Here is a 23,808-nt window from a genome sequence, read left to right as displayed (position 1 = left end):
CGGAACGTGCCAGCGTCGGCGCCGAGGGGCAATGCGCATTTTCGGGTAAACCGGTGCCGTAAAAGTGGGCAGATACACGCTAGGTGCCCTGCGGGTGGGCAGCGGCCCTCTCCGCATCCTCCCCGGCGAAAGCCGGGGGCCCAGCCTCGGGCTTCTCGGTAGGAGAGGTCAGTGTTCCCGACGCGGGTTCGCGGCAACAGGGCCCTGGCCTTCGCCGGCGAAGATGAGGGGTGTCGTCAACGCCAACGGTCTCACCCCGGCTCGCGCGCGAGCCAGTCCTCCAGCCACTTGATCGTGTACGCGCCTTCCTTGAACTCGCCGTCCTCGATCAATGCGCGATGCAGCGGGATGGTCGTCGTCGGCCCCTCGATCACGAACTCCTCCAGCGCGCGGCGGAGGCGCGCGATGCAGCGTTCGCGGGTGGTGCCGTAGACGATCAGCTTGGCGATCATCGAGTCGTAATAGGGCGGCACACGATAGCCCGCGTACAGCCCTGAATCGACGCGGACGTGCATCCCGCCGGGCGCATGGAACTGCTTCACCAGCCCGGGTGAAGGCGCGAAGGTGCGCGGGTTCTCGGCGTTTATGCGGCATTCGATCGCGTGGCCGCGGAACTCGACCTCCTCCTGGCGGCACGACAGCGACTCGCCTTCGGCTACCCGGATCTGCTCGCGGACGAGGTCGAGGCCGGTGATCATCTCGGTCACCGGATGCTCGACCTGCAGCCGGGTGTTCATCTCGATGAAGTAGAACTCGCCCGCTTCCCACAGGAACTCGATGGTGCCGGCACCGCGATAGCTCATGTCGGCCATCGCCCTGGCCACGATGCCGCCCATGCGGTCGCGCTCCTCGGGCGTGATAACGGGGGAGGGCGCCTCCTCCAGCACCTTTTGGTGGCGACGCTGGAGCGAGCAGTCGCGCTCGCCCAAGTGGATGGCGTTGCCCTTCCCGTCGCCGAACACCTGGAACTCGATGTGACGCGGGTTGCCCAGGTACTTTTCGATATAGACGGTGGCGTCGCCGAACGCCGCCTTCGCCTCGCTGCCGGCCTGGCTCATCAGCGTGTCGAGCTGGTCGGGGCTGTTGCAGACCTTCATGCCCCGCCCGCCGCCGCCCGACGCCGCCTTGATGATGACCGGATAGCCGATGCGCGCGGCGATCGCCTCCGCGTCGGCGAGCTCGCTGACTGCGCCGTCGGAGCCCGGCACCAGCGGCAGGCCGAGCGCGCCGGCGGTGCGCTTCGCTTCCACCTTGTCGCCCATGGTGCGGATGTGCTCGGGCTTGGGCCCGACGAAGATGATGCCGTGCAGCTCGACGATCTCGGCGAAGCGCGCATTCTCGGACAGGAAGCCGTAGCCGGGGTGGATCGCGTCGGCGCCGCTGATCTCGGCCGCGGAGATGATGTTGGGGATGTTGAGATAGCTGTCGGTCGCCGACGGCGGCCCGATGCAGATCGCCTCGTCGGCAAGCCGAACGTGCATCGCGTCGGCATCGGCGGTGGAGTGCACCGCCACGGTCTTGATCCCCATCTCGTGGCAGGCGCGATGGATGCGCAGCGCGATCTCGCCGCGATTGGCGATCAGCAGCTTCTTGATCTTGGGCACGCCTACTCGACCACGATCAGCGGTTGGTCGAACTCCACAGGCTGGCCGTTCTCGATCAGCACCTGGGTGACGGTGCCGCCGGACGGCGCGACGATCGGGTTCATCACCTTCATCGCCTCGATGATGACCAGCGTGTCGCCGGCCGCGACCTTCTGCCCGACGGCGGCGAACGGCTTCGCGCCCGGCTCGGCGGAGAGATAGACGGTGCCGACCATCGGCGAGAGCACTGCGCTGGCGGTGCTGGCGGGCGCCGACGCGCCGACCTCCGCCACGACGGGCGCGCTCGGCTGGGGTGCCGCGAGCGGGGCGGCGTGGTGCACCACGGTCGGGCCGGTCGCGGCGACGGTCGCGGCGGTGCGCGCCACGCGGATGCGGACGCCCTCGTCCTCGACCTCGATCTCGGTCAGGCTGGTCTGATCGAGCAGCTCGGCGAGCTGGCGGATCAGGTCGATATCCATGCGGTCGGCCATGGCTGCGTCCTGTCAGAAGCGGGCCGCGGCTTCAAGCGCGAGCAGGTACGACAGCGCGCCGAACCCAGCGATCGTGCCGCGCGCCGCCTGGCCGATCAGGCTGACGTGGCGGAAGGATTCGCGGGCATGCGGGTTTGACAAATGCACCTCGATCACCGGCGTGCGCACCGCCTTGATCGCATCGTGGATCGCGATGGACGTGTGAGTGAATCCGCCCGCATTGAGGATGACCGCGCGGGCATCCTGCGCCTGCGCCTCGTGCAGCCAGTCGACCAGGTGTCCCTCATGGTTCGACTGGCGCAGGTCGATCTCCAACCCCAGCTCGCGCGCCCGATCCTCCAGCCGCCCCGCAATGTCGTCGAGCGTGTCGGCGCCATAGATCTCCGGCTCTCGGGTGCCGAGCAGGTTGAGGTTGGGGCCATTCAGGACATAGACGATATCGGACATCGGGGCCTCGCAATATGCGCTGTAGCGCTTATAGTGGCAGGCCAGTCATGGCCACCATCCCCGATCCGCACGAGTTCACACTCGATATCCGCGAGCAGGTCGCCCGCATCGACCGCATGCAGGTCGAGATCGGCAAGTGGAAGATGGAGATGATCAAGACCCAGGCCGATGTCGAGAAGGTGCGACAGGATACCCGGCTTGCGCCCTTGACTATGATCTTTGCTGCCTTGGGTGCTGCTTCGGCTTTCTTTGGTGCCGGGCTCGCCGTGGCCAAGTACCTCGCCGGCTGAGACCGGGATACTGATGCCACACACCGACGGCACCGTCTCCATCACCGTCAATGGCGAGCACAAGCGGGTCGCCGCGGGGCTTACGCTGGCGCAACTCGCGACGGAGATGGGGCTGGTGTCCGAGAAGGTCGCGGTCGAGCGCAACTTGGAGGTGGTGCCGCGCTCGACGCTGGCGCAGGTGTGCGTGGAGGATGGCGACGATCTGGAGATCGTCCACTTCGTCGGCGGTGGCGATCATATGGCGCCGATCACCGACGACAGCTGGACGGTGGCCGGGCGCACCTTCCGCTCGCGGCTGATCGTCGGCACCGGCAAGTACAAGGACTTCGCGCAGAACGCCGCCGCGCTGGAGGCGTCGGGCGCGGAGATCGTCACCGTCGCGGTGCGCCGCGTCAACGTCAGCGATCCCAACGCGCCGATGTTGACCGACTTCATCGACCCCAAGCGTTACACTTACTTGCCCAACACCGCCGGCTGCTTCGACGCCGACTCCGCGATCCGCACACTGCGGCTGGCGCGCGAGGCGGGCGGCTGGGATCTGGTCAAGCTGGAGGTGCTGGGCGAGGCGCGGACCTTGTATCCCAATATGAGAGAAACGCTCAAAGCCACTGAAGTTCTTGTCAGAGAGGGCTTCAAGCCGATGGTCTATTGCGTCGACGATCCGATCGCGGCGAAGCAGCTGGAAGAGGCGGGCGCGGTGGCGATCATGCCGCTGGGCGCGCCGATCGGGTCGGGGCTGGGCATCCAGAACCAGGTCACGATCCGGCTGATCGTCGAGGGCGCGGGCGTGCCGGTGCTGGTCGATGCGGGCGTCGGCACGGCGTCCGACGCGGCGGTCGCGATGGAGCTGGGCTGCGACGGCGTGCTGATGAACACCGCCATCGCCGAGGCGAAGGACCCGATCGTCATGGCGTCCGCGATGCGCCTCGCCGTCGAGTCCGGGCGGCTGGCGTATCGGGCCGGACGGATGGGGCGGCGGCGCTATGCCGATCCTTCCAGTCCGTTGGCCGGGCTGATCTGAGCCGGAACATTCCATGCGGATCGGCCGTTTAACTTGCATCAATCCCGATGCGAGGAGGTTCCGATGGGCGAGTTCACGGACAAGGTTTCGGCCGCAGCCAACAAGCTGGCCGGCAACGTCAAGGAAGCGGTCGGCGAGAGCAATCACGACGCCGATCTGAAGGCGGAGGGCGAGGCCCAGCAGCTCAAGGGCACGGGTCAGGACATCAAGGGTTCGATCAAGGGCGCGCTCGGCGACAAGATCTGACCGGCTGACGAATCGAGATGACAGGAGGCCGTCCCGGGTGACCGGGGCGGCCTTTTGCATTAGCCTTCCAACAGAACCGGGAGAGCGAGCATGATCGAATGGACCACCGTCGCCAGCGGCCTGCGCTTCCCCGAAGGCCCGGTCGCGATGGCGGACGGCTCAGTTGTGCTGGTGGAGATCGCCGCCGGCCGCATCACCCGTGTCCGTCCCGATGGCGCGACCGAGACGGTGGCGGAGCCCGGCGGCGGACCCAACGGCCTGGCGATCGGTCCGGACGGCAAGCTGTATTGCTGCAACAATGGCGGCTTCAACTACATCGAGCGCAACGGGTATCTGACCCCGCACGGCCAGGCCGACGATTATAGCGGCGGCCGGATCGAACGCATCGATCTTGCTACCGGCGCAGTCGAGATCCTCTACAAGGATGGTGATTTCGGGTGCGTGCTGCGCGGTCCCAACGACATCGTCTTCGACGGTACGGGCGGGTTCTGGTTCAGCGATCATGGCAAGACGCGGGAGCGGGAGCGCGACGTCACCGGCATCTTCTATGCCAAGGCGGACGGGTCGCTGCTGAAGGAGGTGATCTTTCCCTCCGAGAACCCCAACGGCATCGGCTTGTCCCCGGACGGCAAGCGCCTCTACGCAGCCGAGACCTATACCTGTCGGCTGATGGCGTTCAACGTCACCGCTCCCGGCGAAGTGGACGACGCGGCCGGCCCCGGCGGCCCGGGCATCCCGCTCTATCGCCCCGCCGGTTACAAGTTCTTCGATTCTCTCGGCGTCGAGGCGGGGGGCAACATCTGCGTGGCGACGATCGGCGAGTGCGGCATCAGCGTCATCTCGCCGGCGGGCGAGCTGGTCGAGTTTGTGGCGACAGACGACATCTTCACGACCAACATCTGCTGGGGTGGCGCCGACATGCGCGATGCCTATGTCTGCTGCTCCGGCACCGGCCGGCTGATGAAGGCGCGCTGGCCGCGACCGGGACTGCGGCTGGCGCATGTCGGCTGAGCGGGTCAGCTTCGGTTCAGCCGGTTTGTGGAAGGATAGCGGGATGCGCAAGATCATCGCCTCTCTCCTCGCCGTTGCCGCTTTGGCAGCACCCGCCACCGCTGCGCCGCGGCTCTCGCCTGCGGCCGAGCTCGATCGGCTGCTCGCCGGCCGTGTCGCGGGCAAGCCCACCGGCTGCATCTCGCTATTCGGCAATCTGTCGACCCGGATCATCGATCGCACCGCGCTCGTCTATCGCGACGGGCGCACCCTTTGGGTCAACCAGCCGCGTTTCGGCGCGGATCGGCTCCGCGACGACGATGTGCTGGTCACCCGGCTGCATGGCTCGCAATTGTGCCGTGTCGACGCGGTGAACCTGGTCGACCGAACCTCCGGCGTGCAACGCGGTTTCGTGGTGCTGGGCGACTTCGTTCCGTACCGGCTGCCGCGCAAGAGCTGAGCGCCCGACCGACGCTTGACCCTCCGCGCCCGCGCGCCTTAAGCCGCGCGCCATGAACAAGCTCTTCCCCGACGCTTCCGCCGCGCTCGACGGCCTGCTCCATGACGGCATGACGATCTGTGCGGGTGGGTTCGGGCTGTGCGGCATCCCGGAGCGGCTGATCGACGCGATCCAGGCGGCGGGTGTCACCGGACTGACGATCGCGTCGAACAACGCGGGGATCGACAATGAGGGGCTCGGCAAGCTGCTGCGCTCACGTCAGGTCGCCAAGATGATCTCCAGCTATGTCGGCGAGAACAAGGAGTTCGAGCGCCAGTATCTGTCTGGCGAGCTGGAGGTCGAGTTCTGCCCGCAGGGGACGCTGGCGGAGCGCTGCCGCGCCGGCGGCGCGGGCATCCCCGGTTTCTATACCAAGACCGGCGTGGGTACGCTGGTCGCCGAGGGCAAGGAGGTGAAGACCTTCGATGGCGAGGAGTTCATTCTCGAGCGCGGCATCCGCGCCGATCTTTCGATCATCAAGGGCTGGCGCGCCGACGAGAGCGGCAACCTCCAGTTCCGCAAGACCGCGCGCAACTTCAACCAGCCGATGGCGACCGCCGGTCGCGTCTGCGTGGCGGAGGTCGAAGAGGTGGTGCCGACCGGCAGACTCGATCCCGATGCGATCCACCTGCCGGGCATCTATGTGAAGCGGATGATCGTCGGCGCGCCGTACGACAAGAAGATCGAGTTCCGCACCGTGCGCCAGCGCGAGATCGCGGGCGCCGCGGCCGGCAGCGAGCTGTGAGCCGACCCGCAGCCATCGAGATGGTGCCGCCTCTCACCCTCACGAGCCACATAGCCAAATGACGCGGCCGGGTCGCCTCTGGCTGTTGGTCGGCGGCTGGCTCAGCGCGCTTGCGGCGCTGTTGCACCTGGGCGTCATCATCGGTGGTCCGGCCTGGTACCGGTTCTTCGGCGCGGGCGAGGACATGGCGGTCGGCGCCGAGCAAGGCTCTTGGATACCGCCGCTGGTGACCTTGTCCATCGCGGCGATCCTGGCCGTCTGGGCCGCCTATGCCTTCGCCGGCGCGGGCAGCATCCGTCGATTGCCGCTGCTGCGGACCGCCCTGGTGCTGATCAGCGGCATCTATCTTGCCAGGGCGTTGATCCTCGTGCCCATCGTCCTCTTGTATCCGCACGCCAGGAGCGCGGTCGGCCCCTTCGATTTCTGGTCGTCCGCGATCGTGCTCGTTTATGGCGTCGCCTATGCGGCCGGCACCTGGCTGGCGTGGCCTACCCTATCGCAGAGAAAGATCGCCTGATGCCCTGGGACCGCAACCAGATGGCCGCGCGCGCCGCCAAGGAGCTGCGCGACGGCTATTACGTCAACCTCGGCATCGGCATCCCGACGCTGGTCGCGAACAACATCCCGGCCGGGATGACCGTGACCTTGCAATCGGAGAACGGGATGCTCGGCATCGGCCCGTTCCCGTACGAGGACGAGATCGACCCGGACCTCATCAATGCCGGCAAGCAGACCATCAGCGAGCTGCCCCAATCGGCTTATTTCAGCTCGGCCGACAGCTTCGCGATGATCCGCGGCGGCCATATCGACCTGACCGTGCTCGGCGCGATGGAGGTCAGCGAGGGCGGCGACATCGCCAACTGGATGATCCCGGGCAAGATGATCAAGGGCATGGGTGGCGCCATGGACCTGGTCGCGGGCGTCAAGCAGATCATCGTCGTGATGGAGCATAACGCCAAGGACGGCAGCCCCAAGTTCATCCCCGCCTGCACCCTGCCGCTCACGGGCAGGAACGTGGTCGACATGATCGTCACCGACCTGGCGGTATTCCGCCGTGACGACCACCAGTCGCCGTTTCGGCTGGTCGAGCTGGCGGACGGCGTGAGCGCGGACGAGGTGGCGGCGAAGACGACGGCGCGGTATGAGGCAATGTGATCGACGAGACTGACCCGACAACCCCGCGATTGGTGCAGCGCTTCCGTAATTTCGATGGGGCGTTGATGAGGCTGCGCGAGGGCATCGAGATGGTTTCCGAAGATCCCGACGTGCATTCGATCGTCAAGGAAGGACTGATCCAACGGTTCGAGTTCACGTTCGAGCTCGCGTGGAAAACCTTGAAGGACTATTTGGTCTTTCGAAAAGTCACGCTCGAACGATCGGCCGCGGCCGACGTCATCAAGGTAGCCTTCGCCACCGGTTATCTAAAGGATGGTGAGACGTGGATGGATGCGCTGGACGCGCGCAACGAGATGTCGCACGTTTACCGGCAGCAATCGTTCGAGCGCGTGACCGAGGACATTCAGACGCGTTTCATCAACGTGATCGAGGACTTGCACGAGATGCTGATGATGGAGCGCGCTCGCCTTGCCGGTTTCTGACGGGCTGGACCTGTCGGCAAAGCAGCGGGAGACGCTGCTTTCCGTCTTGTCCCGCTTCGCCGAGCGAATCGAGCGCGCTGCGGTATTCGGCTCCCGCGCGCTTGGCAGGGCCACAGCCGCTTCGGACATCGACCTGGCCTTATATGGCAGCCTTGATGACCGCGACTTAGCGCGCATTTGGTCGTTATTGCACCGCAGTAGCCTCGCGGTGAGTGTCGACGTGGTCCGCTACGAGGCATTCGGCGATGTTCCGTTCCGCCGACATATCGACACGGTCGCGAAGACACTCTTCACCCGCGATGAACTGCTGGCAGCGCGAACCGCACACGCCGCATGAAGCGCGCACTGTTCGCCCTGCTGTTTGTTGCAGGGGTGCTCGGCGCGATCGTGTACACGACCGAGCCGCCGCGCCTGCTCAGCTGGACCGATCGCATCGCCGGCGGGGGCAGGGGCGTGACGCTGGTCGCTGACGACGTGGCGTTCGGGATGACGGGGCAGACGCTCAACATCTGGGCCCCGGCCGGACCAGCGGCCAAGCCGCGGCCCGTGCTGGTCTTCTTTCATGGCGGCGGCTGGGTGCATGGCGACCGGCGCGCCTATGACTTCGCCGCGCGGGCATTCGCGCGCGCCGGGTTCGTGGTTGTGGTGCCCGACTATCGCAAGGTGCCGGGCGTCCGCTTCCCCGCCTTTGTCCAGGACGGCGCGCAGGCCATGAAGTGGGTACGCGACAATGTCGCCCGGTTCGGCGGCGATCCGGGCCGCGTGGCGCTAGCGGGTCACTCCGCCGGCGCCCACACGGTCGCGATGCTCGCGCTCGACCGGCGTTGGCTGCGGGCGGAAGGGGTCGACCCCGCCATCGTCCGCGCCGGCATCCCGATGTGCGGCCCTTACGACTTCTACCCCTTCCGCAAGAAGCGCGCGATCGACGCGATGCAGGGTGTGCGCGACCCGTTGCTGACTCAGCCGATCAACTTCGCAAGGGCCGACGCGCCGCCGCTGCTGCTGCTCTCGGCCGGAGAGGACGTGCAGGTCGGCGCGCACAATGCCGTCAACCTGACCGCCCGGTTGGAGGCGGTCGGCGCCCCCGTGCGCCACCGCGACTATCCGGGTCTCAGCCATGAGAATGTCGTCATGGCCCTGTCCATGCCCTTTCGCGGCAAGGCGCCGGTGCTGGCGGAGAGCGTCGCCTTCCTGCAAGAGGCGATGCCATGAGCTATACGATCGAGGAACTCGCCTGGGAGGAGCAGCCGATCGGCGGCATCGACCTGCCGATCAAGCGGCTGGAGATGGTATGGGGCTTCGGCTCCGGGCTGACCCACCGCAAGGGCGATCCGCCCGGCCGCGTCTGGGCGATCGGCGATCGCGGCCCGAACCTGAAGGTCGAGGTCGCGATCGAGGAGTATGGCGTCACCACCCTTGGCGCGCATGCCGATGCGGAGGGCGCCAAGGTGATGCCGCGCCTCGACGCCGGCCCCGCGCTCGCCGAGCTGCAGGTCCATGCCGACCGCGTCGAGTTGATCCGCATCCTGCCGCTGGCAGGCGGTGATGGGCGGACGCTGAGCGGCCTGCCGCCGCCCGGCAGCGAGCATGCGCGGACCGAGCCGGCGGTGGACATGGGCGGCAACGTCATCCAGCCAGATCCCTCCGGCATCGACAGCGAGGGCGTCGTCGCACTTGCGGATGGCGGCTTCGTCATCGGTGACGAATACGGCCCGTCGCTGCTACATGTCGATGCGGACGGAAAGGCCGTCGAACGATGGGTGCCCCAGGGGTGCGGCGACGGCTATACCGGCGCCAGCTATCCGGTGCGCGAGAAGCTGCCGGCGATCGCCGCCAAGCGCCGCCTCAATCGCGGCTTCGAGGCACTGGCGCCGTGGGGCGAGACGCGGCTGGTGCTGCTGTTCCAGAGCCCGCTTGCCAATCCCGAGACCAGGACGAGCAAGCGCGCGGACCATCTGCGGCTATGGTCGCTCGACGCGCGAACCGGGGAAGTAGGGCGCGAATGGCTGTACCCACTCGAGCGGGTCGAGGCGTTCAAGCGCGACGCGGACGCGAAGCCCGGCCGCGGCAAGCGCAAGGTCAGCGAGGTCACCGCGCTTGGCGGCGACGCGTTCCTGGTGCTGGAGCGCATCTCGCAATCGACCAAGCTCTTCCGCATCGAGCTGAGCGGCGGCGAGTCCGTCAACACCGCGGAGCCGACGCTGGAGGAGCGCAGCGCCGCCGGCGAGCCGCTACCCGCGCTGAGCAAGACGCTGATCCTCGACACCGACGATCACCCCGAGGTCGGCGCCGACGTGGAGGGCGTGACTCTGCTCTCGCCGACCGAGCTGCTGCTGGTCAACGACAATGACTTCGGGGTCGAGGGCGCGGCCACGCGCTTCTGGCGGGTACGCTTCGACCAGCCGCTCGCCTGATGCCGCGAAAGCGGTTAACAGCGCACCGATGACCGCGCCGCGCACCTTGTACGAGAAGATCTGGGACGCCCATGTCGTCGAGCGGCGCGATGACGGCACCTGCCTGATCTATATCGACCGGCACCTCGTCCATGAGGTGACGAGCCCGCAGGCATTCGAGGGGCTGCGCGTCGCCGGACGCCCTGTGCGCCGGCCTGAGCTGACCCTCGCGGTCCCAGACCACAACCTCCCGACCACCGCGCGCCGCGACGCGGCGGGCCGCGAGCTGCCGATCGCCGATCCGGAGAGCGCCACCCAGCTGGCGACGCTGCGCGGCAACGTCGCCGAATTCGGGGTTCCCTATATCGACGCGCTCGCGCCCGAGCAGGGCATCGTCCATGTCGTCGGGCCGGAGCTCGGCTTCACGCTGCCGGGCACGACGCTGGTCTGCGGCGACAGCCACACCAGCGCGCATGGCGCACTCGGCGCGCTCGCCTTCGGGATCGGCACGTCGGAGGTCGAGCATGTCCTCGCGACGCAGACGCTGCTGCTCCAGCAGGCCAAGACCATGGAGGTGCGCGTCGATGGAACGCTCGGCTTCGGCGTTTCCGGCAAGGACGTGATCCTCGCCATCATCGGCCGCATCGGCGCGGCGGGCGGGACCGGACATGTGATCGAATATACCGGCGAGGTGATCCGCGCCTTGTCGATCGAGGGCCGGCTGACGGTAGCCAACATGTCGATCGAGGCGGGTGCGCGCTCCGGGCTCGTCGCGCCGGACGAGACCACGTTCTCGTATTTGAGGGGGCGGCCGATGGCGCCTGCGGGCGAGGCATGGGATCGCGCCGTCGCTTGGTGGCGGACGCTGCCGACCGACACGGGTGCGGCGTACGACCGGCGCGTGACACTTAATGCGAGCGACATCGCGCCGGCGCTGACCTGGGGCACGAGCCCGGAGGACGTGGTGGCGATTACCGGTTCCGTGCCCGAGCCGGAGAGTTTCGCCGATCCATCCAAACAGGCCGCAGCGCGCAAATCGCTCGATTACATGGGCCTGACGCCCGGCACGCGGATGCAGGACGTGCCCGTCCAGCACGTCTTCATCGGCAGCTGCACCAACAGCCGCATCGAGGACCTGCGCGCCGCCGCCTCGGTCGCCGACGGCCGCCGCGTGGCCGATGGCGTACGGGCGCTGGTCGTCCCCGGTTCTGGCCTGGTCAAGCGGCAGGCGGAGGCGGAGGGGCTCGACCGCATCTTCCTGAAAGCAGGCTTCGAATGGCGTGAGCCCGGCTGCTCGATGTGCCTGGCGATGAACCCGGACAAGGTGCCGCCGGGGGAGCGCTGCGCCTCGACCAGCAACCGCAATTTCGTCGGCCGGCAGGGGCCCGGCGCGCGCACCCACCTGCTCAGCCCGGCGATGGCGGCGGCGGCGGCGGTGACGGGGCGGCTCGCCGATGTACGAGATCTGATGGGGGTACGGGAATGAAGAAGACTTTGATCGCGCTGGCGGTCGTCGCGCTCGGTGGCGCCGCGGTGGCGCAGCAGGCCGCGCCCGCGCCGGTTCGGGTAACGCTGACCCGCCTGGACTGCGGTCGCTCCGCCCAGCCGCGCGACCTCGCAGCGTTTTCCGACACCTACGCGATGGACGGGTTCAAGAAGGCGCTGGTCGCGAGCTGCTATCTGATCCGCCATGGCGACGAATACCTGCTGTGGGACACCGGCTATGCGGTGACGGCGCGCGACAACCCGCAGGCCGGACTGCTGATGCCGCAGACGGTGGTGGAGCAACTCCGCCGCCTGAACGTCGATCCGGCCAGGGTCGGTCGGGTCGGCATCAGCCACTATCATGGCGACCATACCGGGCAGGCGCGCGACTTCGCGCGCGCGACGCTGCTGATCGGCGCCGGCGACTGGGCAGCGCTGACCGCGACCGAGCGCGCGCCGGGCGTCGACCCGAGCCCGCTTGCGGCCTGGGTCTCAGGCGGCGGCAAGGTCGAGCCGGTGCGCGGCGACAAGGACGTGTGGGGCGACGGCAGCGTCGTGATCCTCGATACGCCCGGCCATACCCCGGGTCATCATTCGCTGCTGGTGCGGCTAAAGGGCAAGGGCAACGTCCTCCTGACCGGCGATCTCAGCCATTTTGCCGAGAATTACGCGGTCGACGGCGTCCCGCGCTTCAACACCAACCGCGCCGACACGCTGGCGTCGCTCCACCGCTTCAAGAGGATGGCGGCGGCGCTGAAGGCGACGGTGGTGATCCAGCACGAGCCCGCCGACATCACCAAGCTGCCCGCCTTTCCCCAAGCCGCCGAGTAAGGAAGCGTACCCATGAAGAAGGTCCTGGTCATGCTGATCGCCGGCGCGATGCTGAGCGGCGTCGCGGCGTACTATGTTTCGGCGCGCCCGGTGCCCGCCAGCAAGGCGCTATGACCCCCGTCACCACCGTCCACGGCACCGCCTACCCCTGGGGCGCGAAGAACGTCGACACCGACGTCATCATCCCCGCGCACTGGCTGAAGACGGTGAGCCGGGCGGGGCTGGGGCGCGGCGCGTTCGAGACGGTGCGCAGCGAACCGGGCAATTTGTTCGACGATCCGCGCTATGCCGGCGCGCCGATCCTGATCGCGGGCGACAATTTCGGCTGCGGATCGAGCCGCGAGCACGCCGCCTGGGCGCTCGCCGACATGGGCGTGCAGGCGGTGATCGCGCCGTCCTTTTCCGACATCTTCTCGGGCAATGCGGTCAAGAACGGCATCGTGCCGGTGGTGCTGCCGCAGGAAGTGATCGACCGGCTGTTGGAGGTCGCGCAGGATCAGCCGGTCACCGTCGACCTGGAGACGATGACGGTCACCACCCCGTTCCAGGACCGCTTCACCTTTGCGCTCGACCCGTTCCGCCGCCGTTGCCTGATGGAGGGGCTGGACGAGATCGGGCTGACGCTGGCAAGGGATACCCAGATTTCGAATTTCGAGATCGGGGTCGCGGCCGAGCGCCCCTGGCTCAACAGGGAGAGTGCGGATGAGGGCGTTGCTGTCGAAGGCGATCGGCGGACCTGAGACGCTGGAGATGACCGACCTGCCCGACCCCGTGGCGGGGCCGGGCCAGGTGGTGATCGCGGTCAAGGCGTGCGCGATCAACTATCCCGACGTCATCATCATCGAGGATAAGTATCAGTTCAAGCCGCCGCGTCCGTTCGCGCCCGGCGGCGAGATCGCGGGGCTGGTCGAGAGCGTCGGCGAAGGCGTCACCGACTGGAAGGCGGGCGACCGCATCATGGGCACGATCGGCCATGGCGGACTCGCCGAGAAGATCGCGGTCGACCCTTCGCGCCTGTATCGCTTGCCCCAAGAGCGCAGTTTCGCGGAGGGCGCGGCGCTGATCCTGACCTATGGCACGACCATCCACGCGCTGCTCGATCGCGGGCACCTGAAGGCCGGGCAGACCTTGCTGGTACTGGGCGCCGCCGGCGGTGTCGGCCTGGCGGCGGTCGAATTGGGCAAGGCATTCGGCGCGCGCGTCGTCGCCGCCGTGTCGTCCGACGAGAAGGCCGCCGCTGCGAAACAGGCGGGCGCCGACGAGACCATCGTCTATGCGCGCGCGCCGTTCGACAAGGATCAATCGAAGGCCCTGGCCGAGCAGTTCAAGGTGGCGGGCGGCAAGGCCGGCTATGACGTGATCTATGATCCGGTCGGCGGCGACTATGCCGAGCCCGCGCTGCGCTCGATCGGCTGGGAGGGACGTTACCTCGTGGTCGGCTTCCCCGCGGGCATCCCCAGGCTGCCGCTCAACCTGACGCTGCTCAAGAGCTGCGACGTCTGCGGCGTCTTCTGGGGCGCGTTCGCGGCGCGCGACCCGCAGGCGAACAACGCGCATGTCGAGCACCTCTTCCGCCTCTGGGCCGAGGGCCGGATCGCGCCCCGCGTCACCGAGACCTTCCCATTCGAGCGCGGCGGCGACGCCATTGCCAAGATGGCAGCGCGCGGTGCGATCGGAAAGCTGGTGGTGGAGGTGGGCTGAGGGCATGTGCCCTGCGCCCGTTTGTGGTGAGGAGAGGTTGAGCGTGCCGAAGCCTCGTCTCGAACCAACATGTCCTTCGAGACGCCGCTTCCGCTTCGCTCAGCAGCTCCTCAGGACGAACGGGCGTAGTTTCAACCGAGCATTACGATGAGCCCCGACGAGCACCTCGTCATCGTGGGTGGCGGCTTTTCGGGCACACTGCTGGCGATCAACCTGCTGCGCCACGACGGGCCGCGTGCGACGCTGCTTGAGCGCAGGCGTTCGCAATTGGGCCGCGGCGTCGCCTATAGCGCCGCGCATCCCAGCCACCTGCTCAACGTCCGCGCCGCCGGCATGAGCGCCTTTCCCGACGAGCCCGAGCATTTCGCCCGCTGGGTCGCGGCGCGCGGCGAGGGCGCTGGCCAGGATTTCGTAGCGCGTACGCTGTACGGTGCCTATCTGCGCGAGACGTTGGCCACGGTGCGCCGGGGGCGGGAGGACCGGCTCGCCTTGGTCGCGGGCGAGGCTATCGACCTGCGCACCGGGAGCGAGCGAGCGGTGTTGCTCGCCGACGGAAGCACGATCGCGGCGGACGCCGTCGTCCTCGCCACCGGCAACCTGCCACCGCACGCGCCGCCAGGTATCGACCCGGATGCGCTGTCGCCCAGATGGTATGTGGGCGATCCCTGGCGCGCTGATCTGGCGGAAGGGGTGGGCGAGGGCGACACGGTGGTCCTGCTCGGCACCGGGCTGACCGCGATCGACGCGGCGCTGCAGCTCGACGCTGCGGGCTTCGCGGGCCGGATCATCGCGCTGTCGCGGCGCGGCCTCAGCCCGCGTCGCCATCGTGACGGGCTGGCGCCGACGAAGGGCCTCGCCAATCCGCCCGCCGAGCCGCTGTCGCGCCTGGTCGCGGCGACGCGTGCCGACGCGGCGGAGGTCGGCTGGCGGGCGGCGGTGGACGCCTATCGCCCCGTCACCCAGCGGCTGTGGGCGGCCAGCGACGCCGTGGTCCGCGCGCGTTTCCTGCGGCATCTGCGTCCGTTCTGGGACGTGCATCGCCATCGTCTGGCGCCCGCCGTCGCCGCGCGCATCGACCAGATGGTCGCGGCCGGGCGGCTGCGTTTCGTCGCGGGCAAGGTCCAGGGGTGCGTCGCGGACGGCGCGGCGCTGCGCCTCAGCTGGCGACCACGCCGCGGCGAACAGGTGATGACGACGATCGCCGCGCGGGTGGTCAATTGCACGGGACCGCAGGGGGACCTGACCCGCACCACCGAGCCGCTGTTGCGGGTGCTGCGCGAACGCGGCGCGATCCGGCCCGACCCGCTGCGGCTGGGGCTGGAGGTCGACACCCGCTCGCGCGTGGTGGCGCGCGACGGCTCGGCGGACGATAGCCTCTACTGCATCGGCCCGATGACGCGCGGTGGGCTGTGGGAGGTCGTCGCCGTTCCCGATCTCCGCCGCCATGCCTGGGACCTGGCGCGCCGGCTGGCGAACGCCAACTGGGTCGGAGGCGAGGGGCTTTAGCGTTGCTCCAGCTTGGCTAGAGCATCTCTGACGGACGTCGTGGGCCATTCCGCGGCGCGGCCGGCTGGCCACCGGCGTCCGCCGGGTAAGCGAGTTGCGGAGCCAGGATCATGTTCAGCCACTTGGACATCGCCTTCGGAGCGGGTGCGAACGGTCTTGGCGAAGCAGCGCATCGCATCCACCACGGCGCAAGCGACCTCCTCGTCTACGTCACGACCCGATTTCGGCGGCAAAGCTGACCGAACCGAGCGAGTCCACCGCCGCCCTCTCAGCGACGTTGCGCTAAGCAGGCGCCGTCATGCGCGAACGTACCAGTCATCGAACAAAGAGAGTCGTTCGAATTTTCGTGCATAGCCATTACCGGTGAGCAGATCGTAAATCCTTTTCCGATTGCTTGTATAGTTATGCTCAACCGTGATCACTGAAGGGCGGTATCGCTGAAGATCGAATGCAGACAAGATATCTAGTTCCGACCCTTCAGTGTCAACCGAAAGATAATCAAAGCCCGGAGGAGCATCATTCTCAGCAAGCAAATCATTGAGAGATATTGTATCTACCTGATAACGCTTTCCGTTGACCCTTTGAGCGGCGTGCATGTCGCTCGCTGACAATTTGTCGATTGTTGAAATCTCTAGCCAGTCAGTCTGATTGAAAGTGACTGTCTCATTAGAACTCGCCGTGACACAGCGTGTCTCGACTGCACAGTTGCGGTTACGACGCAAACTCTCGTGCCATGCTCGAGCAGGTTCAGCGAGTATCCCCCGCCACCCATACTCATACTCAAGTAGATGAGTGTTGCTCAAGTAATCGCCATCCGTCGCGCCGAATTCCACGAAGTACCCTTCGCGTATCTTACCCAACTCGAATAACACGAAGATATCCTGAAAAAGTTGCGAGTGGCTCTGTGCAAAGTTGGCTTTGCAAAGCGCAACGAAGGACTCCTCGTCGCTCTCTATACCTCTGGAACTCTTAGCTAAAAGAAGGGCCTTCCAAGTTGCCTGCAAGGGCGAAGTCCGGCGCTCAATCTGAACACCTAACATGCGTTGCGCCTTGTTGCTCACCCTGCGAAAAAGTGCCGCCATGTCGCCCCGAACTCCAGAACATAGGAGGTCCGCCGGTCGACTGATTGCCGATGGCTTGTCCCGTATCCGAGCAGAGCCGGTAGTCTTTGGTATGTCAACGCACGACGCCCACTGGCGAGCTCTTGATGATCGCTCCCTGTGGTGAGCTTAAAACATAGCTTAACCAAAGAGCGTCTCGCATGAAATTGGCGCGCCCGGCAGGACTCGAACCTGCGACCACGAGCTTAGAAGGCACGTGCTCTATCCAGCTGAGCTACGGGCGCCCGGACGGTGCGTAGCGGGATTCGCGCGGCGGCGGAACCGGGAGATGGCGGACGAAAACCGTGGGCGGCGCGGCCGGGTTCCTCTAAGCCATGGCCATGCGCCGCCGACCGACCATGCCGATCCTGTGACTCAGCCCCTTGATAGGCGAACTCGCCGTCCGCGCCAGTCGCATCGCCGACACGCCGCCGTACCACGCGGACGCCTGGATCAATTTCCCACATATTCCGCATGGCACGGCGATTTTGGCTCCCAGCATCGCCGTCCCCCTGTAAAGCCACAGCGATGATCGGCCCTGTCCTATACGAGTTTCTGCTCCTCGCCGGCGTGCTGTTCTGGGCGGCAATTGTCGTCTGGTGGTCCCGGCACAAGCTTGCCTCGATCTATCATCCTTTGACCCACTACCTCCTGTTCCACGGTATCCTGTTCGCGATCAGACCGGTGCTGGCGCACATTCTGCAGTATGACAAATTGTACCCCGCGCTGGGATTCCAGCCGACCTGGGGCGATAAGGTGACGGTGCTCGTCGCTGCCAACCTCGCGTTGGCTGTATTCGTCATTGTGAGTGTACGAGTCGGCAATCTGCCGATGACGCGTGCAGGCAGGACTGAGGGTGCCAACCCGCCGCGCTTCAACCTGGCATTCTGGTTCATGCTTATCATTTGCCTGCCGCCGGCTCTTGCCTCCTTTATTTCCACGTTTCGGAGCCGAGATATCGGCGTCAGTACGATGATCAACAACGCGGAGACCGGCGCCACCATCAACACCACCGGCAACGGATATTTCACAGATATAGGTCTGATGCTCGGGCCGATCGCTGTCCTGATCGCCTGGACGGGGCGGTTCCGCTGGTGGTCGCTGTTGCCGTTGCTGGTCTTCATCGTCGCGAGGGCGGGGACCGGGACGCGCTGGCCGTTCGTCATGGCCGTCTTCTCAGCTGCAAGCCTTTGGGCTTGGGAGCATCGCCACCGTTGGCCCCCCAAGTCCCTGTTCGTGGCCGCTGTGCCGTTGATCGCCCTGTTTACCGTCATCGGCGAGGACCGCGGCAAGTTCATCCGCCAACTCACCTCCGGGCAGCAGGCCGAGCGGGTGGACACCGAGTATTTCTCCCAGCGCCCGTTGGAGTCCATGGACTATGGCAACATGGAGTTCTTCGAATACATGGTTCATACCGTTCCGGCGAAGACGGGCACCTACGACTATTTTCTCAACAACTTTCAGCTATTCACTGAACCAGTCCCGCGTGTGCTGTGGCCGGGAAAGCCGCAAGGCGCTCCTTTCGAGCGGCTGTTCATCTGGCGCTATGGCAACTCGATCGGCGCGTCTATGGCGATACCGGGTGAGGGCTGGCGGGCGCTCGGCTGGATCGGCGTAGTCTTGTGGACGGCCGCGTTCGCGTGGTTCTATGGTCGCGTCTATAATCTGTTCGTCGCATCCAATCAGGATTGGCCCAAGGTCGCGTTGTTCATGCTGTTCATGCCCGTCGCACTGCAATGTTTTCGCGACGGCGCCATCGTCACGGTAGCGAAGACGTCTTTTTTCCCACTGATCCCGGTGCTGATCTGGTGGGGCCTGAGCAGGCTTCGCCCTGATCCGCAAACCGCCGTGATGCCGAAGCCGGCGCTCGGGTGACCCTGGCGGGGCTGCGCATCGGGCTGCTCACCGCGTCGGCGTCGCGCGCCGGTGGCGGGGTGTTCGAGGCGGTGGTGCAGCAGGCGGCATTGATCCGGGACTGCGGTGGCGAGGCGGTCGTCTTCGCGCTCGACGATGAACATGCCGTACGGGACCGGGGGCGGTTCGGGGATGCGCCGGTGCATCATTTCGCGGTGCGTGGGCCGCGCCAAATCGGCTGGGCGCCGGGAATGACGGCGGCGCTGGTCGCGGCCGAGCTCGACCTGCTCCACCTCCACGGCATCTGGATGTACCCGTCGCGCGCCGGCGAACGCTGGGCGACGGCAACGGACAAGCCGTATATCATCTCGCCGCACGGCATGCTCGACCCGTGGATCACCGCGCGCGGGCAGGGCAAGAAGGCGCTGGCCCGATTCGGCTATGAGCGCGCGAGCTGGCATCGGGCGGCGGCGCTGCATGCGCTGACCAAGATGGAGGCGGGGGACATCGCCAGCGAGGCGCGGCGGACCGACAGCCTGGTCATCCCCAACGCCGCGCCGGCGGCGGGTCCGGCGCGCGGGGCGCCGTCGCGCGATCTGGTCTATCTCGGCCGCATCCATCCCAAAAAGAACCTGGAAGCGCTGATCGCGGCTTGGCGCGGTCTCGCCCCCACCGACGCGCGGCTGACCATCGCGGGCTGGGGCGCGGCGGCGGATGTGGCGGCGCTGGAGGCGACGGTCGCGGCGGCGGGCGATTCCTCGGTGCGCTTCGTCGGCGCGATGCACGGCGCGGCCAAGGCGAAGCTGCTGGACGAGGCGCGCGCGCTGGTGCTGCCGTCGTTCAGCGAAGGGTTGCCGATGGTGGTGCTGGAGGCCTGGGCGGCGGGGACGCCGACGATCATGACGACCGACTGCAACCTGTCCGAGGGCTTCGAGGCGGGCGCGGCGATCGCGTGCGGGCACGAACCGGCCTCGATCGGCGCGGCGCTGGCGGCGGTCCTGGCGATGAGCGACGATGCGTGGCGCGAACGTTCGACGGCGGCGTTGGCGCTCGCGGCGGGGCCGTTTTCCGCGGCCACGGTGGCGGCGCGGTGGATCGATGCCTATCGGCGCTTCACCGTATGAAGGTGCTCGACGCGGCCGGGCAGGGTGCGCCCGCCGCCGGGGCGAGCTTCTCGCTCGGTAACCGCCTGTTCCGCGTGGCGTGGGGGGTAGGGTGGCTGGTGCTGGCGCGATGGACGCCGCCACCGCTGCACGGCTGGCGGCGGCTGGTGCTGCGGCTGTTCGGCGCGCGGCTCGCACCCGGCGCCCGGGTCCATGCCAGCGTGCGCGTCTGGTATCCGCCCAACCTGACGCTCGGTGCCGACGCGCTAGTCGGGCCTGGGGTGCAGCTTTACAACCAGGGCCGGATCGCGATCGGCGCGCGGTCGGTGGTGTCGCAGGGCGCCTATCTGTGCGCGTCGACCCACGACATCGCCGATCCGCAGTTCCAGCTGGTGGTGCGGCCGATCACGGTCGGGGAGGGGTGCTGGATCGCCGCCGAGGCTTTCGTCGGGCCGGGGGTCAGCGTCGGCGACGGCGCGGTGGTCGCGGCGCGCGCGGCGCTGTTCGAGAACGCGCGCGCGAAGGGGGTCTATCGCGGCAACCCGGCGGCGTGGATCAAGGAGCGCCGGTTGCGATCGGCGCCAGCGTCGGCGCGCTAAGCCACAGATCGGCGCCGCGCCGCGCCTCTTCGCCGGTCACCGACAAGATGAGCCGCTGGGTGCGGCAGCCGACCGGCACCGTCAGCCGCGCGGCGTAGCGGTCCGGTGTCGGCGCTTCCTGCACCACGGTCGCCGCCGAACCGTCCGAGCAGCCGATCGTCGCGACCAGCGGCATCGGCGACTTGGCCCCCTGGACGGTGACCGCGAAGCGGGCGCGGCCGGGTGGCAGCAGGGTCGTCTGACTGGCGAACGGCAGCAGGCCGGGTCCGCTGGCGAGGACGTGCAGCGCCCGGCCGCGGCCGCGCGGCTCGATCGTGGCGTCGAGGCCCGGGGCCGCCTCCAGCACCCAGCCGAAGGGCCCGGGACCGGCACTCGACGCCAGCTCGAACGGATTGATCCACTGGCCCCGCGGGCGGGGCCGCAGGCGTAGCGCCAGATCGGAGCGCCCGCGCCCGAGCAGCGCCGCCTCCAGCCGGTAAAGCACGGCATCGTCATACGCGACGCCGGCCTGCCGCGCCGCCTGCAGCATGGCGACACGCGCGTCCAATGCGGCGGCATCCAGCCCCGCGATGTCGGTAAGATGGACCGGCGCCCAGATATTCGGGATCGCGAGCCGCCGCGCCAGCGCCGCGCGGCCGGCGGGTCGCGCCTCCATCCGCAACAGCAGCGCCCGCCCGCGCGGATTGGTCGGCATCATCCGCGCGACCGCGTCCAGCCGCTCGGCGGCGACATCCCAGGCACCGGCGTTCATCGCAACTTCGGCCCAGTAAAGCTGCGTCGGCAGGTCGCGCCAGCCGGCCCCGCCCGCCAGCCGCATCAGCGCGTCGCCGCGGCGACCGTCGCCGGCAGCGATCGCGGTCAGCCCGGCGACGCGCAGCGTGGCCGCATCGACCGGGCGGCGTTCCAAGGCCTCGTCCGCAAGCGCCTGTGCCCCCGCCATGTCACCGCCGCGATAGGCCTGCCAGGCACGCGCGGTCAGCGCGCTGCCGCCGGTCAGCAGCGGCGCCGGCAGGCCCAGGAGCGCGCCTTGCCGCGCCAGCAGATCGGCGGTGCTCCACAGGCACGCCAGCGCCGCCAGCGCGATCAGCGCCCACCAACCCGCGACGCGCGCGGCGGCCTTCACGCGGCGTCCTTGCCCTCGCCATAGCTGTAATAGTTATAGCCGTAATATTGGTCGAGGCCGGCCTTCTTGGCTTCGAACTTGGTCAGCAGCGCGCCGAGGACAGTGGCGTTATTGAGGCGCAGCCGGCGCAGCGCAGTCTTGGTCCGTCCGCGCAGGCCGCGATTGGCCTCGATCACGAACAGCACCGCCCGCGTGGTCGCTGCCAGCATCGGCGCGTCGGCGAGCCCCAGCACCGGCGGACCGTCGACCACGACCAGGTCGAAGCTCTCCTCCAGCCCGCGCAAGACCTCGGCCATGCGGCCGCCGGACAGCAGGTCGGTGGGGTTGGGCGGCAACGGTCCGGCGGTGATTAGCCAGAAGCCCTCGTCCTCGATCGGTTTCGCAACGTCGGCGACGCTCGCCTGACCGATCAGCAGATCCGACAGCCCATGTTCGGTGGCGCCGCCCAGGATCCGGTGCAGCGACGGACGACGCAAGTCGCCGTCGACCAGCACTACCCGCCGGCCCAGCTTTGCAAAGCCGGTCGCGACCGCGACGCTGGTCGTGCTCTTGCCCTCGCCCGCCTGCGTACTGGTGACGAGAATGGAACGCGGCAAGCCTTGCGGGGTCGAGTAGAGCAGGTTGCTGCGCAGCGCGTTGTAGGCCTCGGCGATCGGCGTCTTGGGCGCGTGCAGCTCGCCCGAGACGTTGGCGCCGGCGGGCAACCGGGGCACGACGCCCAGGGTGGCGAGGTTTAGCTTGCGCTCCAGATCGCTCGGGCTGCGCACCGCGTCGTCGATCTGCTCGCGCGCCACCACCAGCGCGCCCGCCAGGACCGCGCCCAGCAGCAGCGACACCGCCAGGTTGAAGGGCAGGTTGGGCGACGATGGCCCCAGCGGCGCCTCCGCGGAATCGACGATAGAGATGTTATTGGAGGCGATACCCGCAGCCGCGCTCAGTTCCTTGAAGCGCTGCAACAGCCCGTCATACATGGTGCGGTTGGTGTCGACTTCGCGCGCCAGGATGGTGAAGCGGACGCTGCGATCCTGCTCGCCCAGCGTCTCCTCCTTCAATCCGCTGACCTCGGCGGCCAGCGACCGCTCCTGCTGAAGCGCGATCTCGTAACGGTTGCGGATCGAATCCCGGACGTTGCCGGCAAGCTGCTGGATCTGGGCGTTCACCTCCTGCAGCTGACCGGTCTTCTCCTGCACCAGCGGGTATTCGCCCCGATAGCGTTCACGCGCCAGCCGGACCTCGGCAGTCAGGCCGGCGCGTTGCTGCAAGAGGTTCTGGATGGCGCCGGTGCCGAGCACGTCGGGCAGGCTCATCAATGGCGTCGAGGACGCGTTGCGCCACCGCTGCTCCGCCTCGATCCGCGCCGCCTTGGCCGTATTGTAGCTGTCGTTCAGCTGTTGGAGGTTGGCGGTGGTGACCGACTGCGAGCCGGTGCCGCTGGTGCCGCTCGCGCTCAGCGAAGGCCGCGTCGCGATCAGCCCGGCGGCGCGCGCATAGCCGTTGAGCTCGCGTTCCGACCCTTCGAGCCGCGCCTTGGCCTCGACCAGCTGGCCAGCCAGGAAGTCACGCGCATAGGCGGAACTGGAGAATTTACGCTGCAGGTTGCTGGTGATGAACACCTGCGCATAGGCATTGGCCACCGATGCCGCGGTGTTCGGGTCCTGCGCCTCGAAGGCAAGCGACACGATCCGGGAGTTGCGCGGCAGCGTGATCGCCATGTTCTTGCGGAGCTGGCCGATTACCGTCTCGCGCTCCGAAGGGTTGTTCGCCGTGCCTTGGGGCGGGCCGATGCCCATCGCGTTGTGAAAGGCGGCATTGCCGAACAATTTAAGCGATTGCGCCACGCCGATCGCCGTCGAGCGGCTCCGCAGGACGTCCGTCTGGGTCTGGAGGAAACGCTCGGTATCCTGCGCCGGCGGCGCTTGGGTGTCCTCGGTTGCGAGCACGCGCTCGACCTGCTGCTCGATCTGGATGCGCGAAGTGGCGACGTATTTCGGGGTGCTGAGCAGCGTCAGGATCAGTCCCACCGCGATCGCGGCGCTGATCGTGACCAGGATCAGCAACAGGTTGCGTCGCAGCAACGCCATCAAAGTGTGCAGATCGAACCCTGAGCGCCCTTCCGCCTCGACGGGCGTCATCTGCGAAACGGGCGCCACCGGATCTTCGGCGCGGTCGGGGATGAAGCCGCGAGGTATGGGGGCGTTCACGG

Annotated in this window: 26 protein-coding genes and 1 tRNA gene; 20 read left to right on the top strand and 7 right to left on the bottom strand. The window is 67.6% G+C overall.

Annotated elements, in window-relative coordinates:
- Window positions 1-251: 251 nt before the first annotated feature.
- Genes accC through aroQ form a run of 3 tightly spaced genes read right to left on the bottom strand, consistent with a single transcriptional unit; the run spans window position 252 to window position 2,521 of the window.
- Window positions 252-1,604, bottom strand: coding sequence for an acetyl-CoA carboxylase biotin carboxylase subunit (gene accC / locus VFQ64_RS04280; RefSeq protein ID WP_325102053.1), 1,353 nt, complete (start codon window positions 1,602-1,604; stop codon window positions 252-254).
- Window positions 1,605-1,606: 2 nt separating this feature from the next.
- Window positions 1,607-2,074 (bottom strand): acetyl-CoA carboxylase biotin carboxyl carrier protein, encoded by a 468-nt coding sequence (gene accB / locus VFQ64_RS04275; protein ID WP_325102052.1) that lies wholly within the window; start codon window positions 2,072-2,074, stop codon window positions 1,607-1,609.
- A 12-nt stretch (window positions 2,075-2,086) separates the two neighbouring features.
- Window positions 2,087-2,521 carry a type II 3-dehydroquinate dehydratase gene (gene aroQ / locus VFQ64_RS04270; protein ID WP_325102051.1) on the bottom strand — a complete coding sequence of 145 codons (435 nt, stop codon included), beginning with the start codon at window positions 2,519-2,521 and terminating at the stop codon, window positions 2,087-2,089.
- 47 nt (window positions 2,522-2,568) lie between these two features.
- On the opposite strand from aroQ, the gene VFQ64_RS04265 reads away from it, so the two are divergent.
- The 17 genes from VFQ64_RS04265 (at window position 2,569) to VFQ64_RS04185 (ending at window position 15,826) form a co-directional block, all read left to right on the top strand.
- Complete coding sequence (locus VFQ64_RS04265; protein ID WP_325102050.1) at window positions 2,569-2,811, top strand: hypothetical protein; 243 nt, start codon at window positions 2,569-2,571, stop codon at window positions 2,809-2,811.
- A 13-nt stretch (window positions 2,812-2,824) separates the two neighbouring features.
- Complete coding sequence (thiS, locus tag VFQ64_RS04260; protein ID WP_325102049.1) at window positions 2,825-3,832, top strand: sulfur carrier protein ThiS; 1,008 nt, start codon at window positions 2,825-2,827, stop codon at window positions 3,830-3,832.
- A gap of 63 nt (window positions 3,833-3,895) precedes the next feature.
- Window positions 3,896-4,078 carry a CsbD family protein gene (locus tag VFQ64_RS04255; protein ID WP_325102048.1) on the top strand — a complete coding sequence of 61 codons (183 nt, stop codon included), beginning with the start codon at window positions 3,896-3,898 and terminating at the stop codon, window positions 4,076-4,078.
- 90 nt (window positions 4,079-4,168) lie between these two features.
- Complete coding sequence (locus VFQ64_RS04250; protein WP_325102047.1) at window positions 4,169-5,089, top strand: SMP-30/gluconolactonase/LRE family protein; 921 nt, start codon at window positions 4,169-4,171, stop codon at window positions 5,087-5,089.
- 43 nt (window positions 5,090-5,132) lie between these two features.
- Window positions 5,133-5,528 (top strand): hypothetical protein, encoded by a 396-nt coding sequence (locus VFQ64_RS04245; protein ID WP_325102046.1) that lies wholly within the window; start codon window positions 5,133-5,135, stop codon window positions 5,526-5,528.
- A gap of 52 nt (window positions 5,529-5,580) precedes the next feature.
- Complete coding sequence (locus VFQ64_RS04240; protein ID WP_325102045.1) at window positions 5,581-6,312, top strand: CoA transferase subunit A; 732 nt, start codon at window positions 5,581-5,583, stop codon at window positions 6,310-6,312.
- A gap of 58 nt (window positions 6,313-6,370) precedes the next feature.
- On the top strand, window positions 6,371-6,829 hold the full coding sequence (locus VFQ64_RS04235) for a hypothetical protein (protein WP_325102044.1): 459 nt from the start codon (window positions 6,371-6,373) through the stop codon (window positions 6,827-6,829).
- Complete coding sequence (locus tag VFQ64_RS04230) at window positions 6,829-7,467, top strand: CoA transferase subunit B (protein WP_325102043.1); 639 nt, start codon at window positions 6,829-6,831, stop codon at window positions 7,465-7,467. Before VFQ64_RS04235 ends, VFQ64_RS04230 begins: the two co-directional genes overlap by 1 nt.
- Complete coding sequence (locus VFQ64_RS04225; RefSeq protein ID WP_325102042.1) at window positions 7,464-7,910, top strand: nucleotidyltransferase substrate binding protein; 447 nt, start codon at window positions 7,464-7,466, stop codon at window positions 7,908-7,910. Before VFQ64_RS04230 ends, VFQ64_RS04225 begins: the two co-directional genes overlap by 4 nt.
- On the top strand, window positions 7,897-8,247 hold the full coding sequence (locus VFQ64_RS04220; RefSeq protein WP_325102041.1) for a nucleotidyltransferase domain-containing protein: 351 nt from the start codon (window positions 7,897-7,899) through the stop codon (window positions 8,245-8,247). Before VFQ64_RS04225 ends, VFQ64_RS04220 begins: the two co-directional genes overlap by 14 nt.
- Window positions 8,244-9,122, top strand: coding sequence for an alpha/beta hydrolase (locus VFQ64_RS04215; protein ID WP_325102040.1), 879 nt, complete (start codon window positions 8,244-8,246; stop codon window positions 9,120-9,122). The genes VFQ64_RS04220 and VFQ64_RS04215 overlap by 4 nt, the downstream gene beginning before the upstream one ends.
- Entirely contained in the window at window positions 9,119-10,324 is a 1,206-nt protein-coding gene (locus VFQ64_RS04210) for an esterase-like activity of phytase family protein (protein WP_325102039.1), read from the top strand. The genes VFQ64_RS04215 and VFQ64_RS04210 overlap by 4 nt, the downstream gene beginning before the upstream one ends.
- Window positions 10,325-10,352: 28 nt before the next feature.
- Window positions 10,353-11,789: a 3-isopropylmalate dehydratase large subunit gene (leuC, locus tag VFQ64_RS04205; RefSeq protein WP_325102038.1), complete on the top strand. Its 1,437-nt coding sequence runs from the start codon at window positions 10,353-10,355 to the stop codon at window positions 11,787-11,789.
- Window positions 11,786-12,619: an N-acyl homoserine lactonase family protein gene (locus tag VFQ64_RS04200; protein ID WP_325102037.1), complete on the top strand. Its 834-nt coding sequence runs from the start codon at window positions 11,786-11,788 to the stop codon at window positions 12,617-12,619. Before leuC ends, VFQ64_RS04200 begins: the two co-directional genes overlap by 4 nt.
- Before the next feature lie 110 nt (window positions 12,620-12,729).
- Window positions 12,730-13,359, top strand: coding sequence for a 3-isopropylmalate dehydratase small subunit (gene leuD / locus VFQ64_RS04195; protein ID WP_325102036.1), 630 nt, complete (start codon window positions 12,730-12,732; stop codon window positions 13,357-13,359).
- Window positions 13,322-14,320 (top strand): NADPH:quinone oxidoreductase family protein, encoded by a 999-nt coding sequence (locus tag VFQ64_RS04190; RefSeq protein ID WP_325102035.1) that lies wholly within the window; start codon window positions 13,322-13,324, stop codon window positions 14,318-14,320. Before leuD ends, VFQ64_RS04190 begins: the two co-directional genes overlap by 38 nt.
- 147 nt (window positions 14,321-14,467) lie before the next feature.
- Window positions 14,468-15,826, top strand: a complete 1,359-nt coding sequence (locus VFQ64_RS04185) for an FAD/NAD(P)-binding protein (RefSeq protein WP_325102034.1) — start codon at window positions 14,468-14,470, stop codon at window positions 15,824-15,826.
- 296 nt (window positions 15,827-16,122) lie between these two features.
- Here the strand turns inward: VFQ64_RS04185 and VFQ64_RS04180 are convergent, their stop codons facing one another.
- Together VFQ64_RS04180 and VFQ64_RS04175 are read right to left on the bottom strand one after the other, a co-directional pair.
- A complete protein-coding gene (locus tag VFQ64_RS04180) occupies window positions 16,123-16,908 on the bottom strand; it encodes an FkbM family methyltransferase (RefSeq protein ID WP_325102033.1) in 786 nt (261 codons plus the stop codon).
- A gap of 186 nt (window positions 16,909-17,094) precedes the next feature.
- A tRNA-Arg gene (locus VFQ64_RS04175) sits at window positions 17,095-17,171 on the bottom strand.
- A 283-nt stretch (window positions 17,172-17,454) separates the two neighbouring features.
- On the opposite strand from VFQ64_RS04175, the gene VFQ64_RS04170 reads away from it, so the two are divergent.
- Genes VFQ64_RS04170 through VFQ64_RS04160 form a run of 3 tightly spaced genes read left to right on the top strand, consistent with a single transcriptional unit; the run spans window position 17,455 to window position 20,482 of the window.
- Complete coding sequence (locus tag VFQ64_RS04170; RefSeq protein ID WP_325102032.1) at window positions 17,455-18,801, top strand: O-antigen polymerase; 1,347 nt, start codon at window positions 17,455-17,457, stop codon at window positions 18,799-18,801.
- Complete coding sequence (locus tag VFQ64_RS04165; protein ID WP_325102031.1) at window positions 18,798-19,904, top strand: glycosyltransferase; 1,107 nt, start codon at window positions 18,798-18,800, stop codon at window positions 19,902-19,904. Before VFQ64_RS04170 ends, VFQ64_RS04165 begins: the two co-directional genes overlap by 4 nt.
- Window positions 19,901-20,482: a DapH/DapD/GlmU-related protein gene (locus tag VFQ64_RS04160; RefSeq protein ID WP_325102030.1), complete on the top strand. Its 582-nt coding sequence runs from the start codon at window positions 19,901-19,903 to the stop codon at window positions 20,480-20,482. The genes VFQ64_RS04165 and VFQ64_RS04160 overlap by 4 nt, the downstream gene beginning before the upstream one ends.
- Here VFQ64_RS04160 and VFQ64_RS04155 read toward each other — a convergent pair.
- Together VFQ64_RS04155 and VFQ64_RS04150 are read right to left on the bottom strand one after the other, a co-directional pair.
- A complete protein-coding gene (locus VFQ64_RS04155; protein ID WP_325102029.1) occupies window positions 20,439-21,605 on the bottom strand; it encodes a hypothetical protein in 1,167 nt (388 codons plus the stop codon). The two genes, VFQ64_RS04160 and VFQ64_RS04155, sit on opposite strands and share 44 nt — an antisense overlap.
- Window positions 21,602-23,806, bottom strand: coding sequence for a GumC family protein (locus VFQ64_RS04150; protein WP_325102028.1), 2,205 nt, complete (start codon window positions 23,804-23,806; stop codon window positions 21,602-21,604). Before VFQ64_RS04150 ends, VFQ64_RS04155 begins: the two co-directional genes overlap by 4 nt.
- Window positions 23,807-23,808: the final 2 nt, after the last annotated feature.

Origin of the sequence: Sphingomonas sp. (assembly GCF_035714405.1) — a bacterium.
Classification (GTDB): domain Bacteria; phylum Pseudomonadota; class Alphaproteobacteria; order Sphingomonadales; family Sphingomonadaceae; genus Sphingomonas.
Note: the sequence above shows the minus strand (reverse complement) of the source record. Positions and strands in the feature narration are given on the sequence as shown.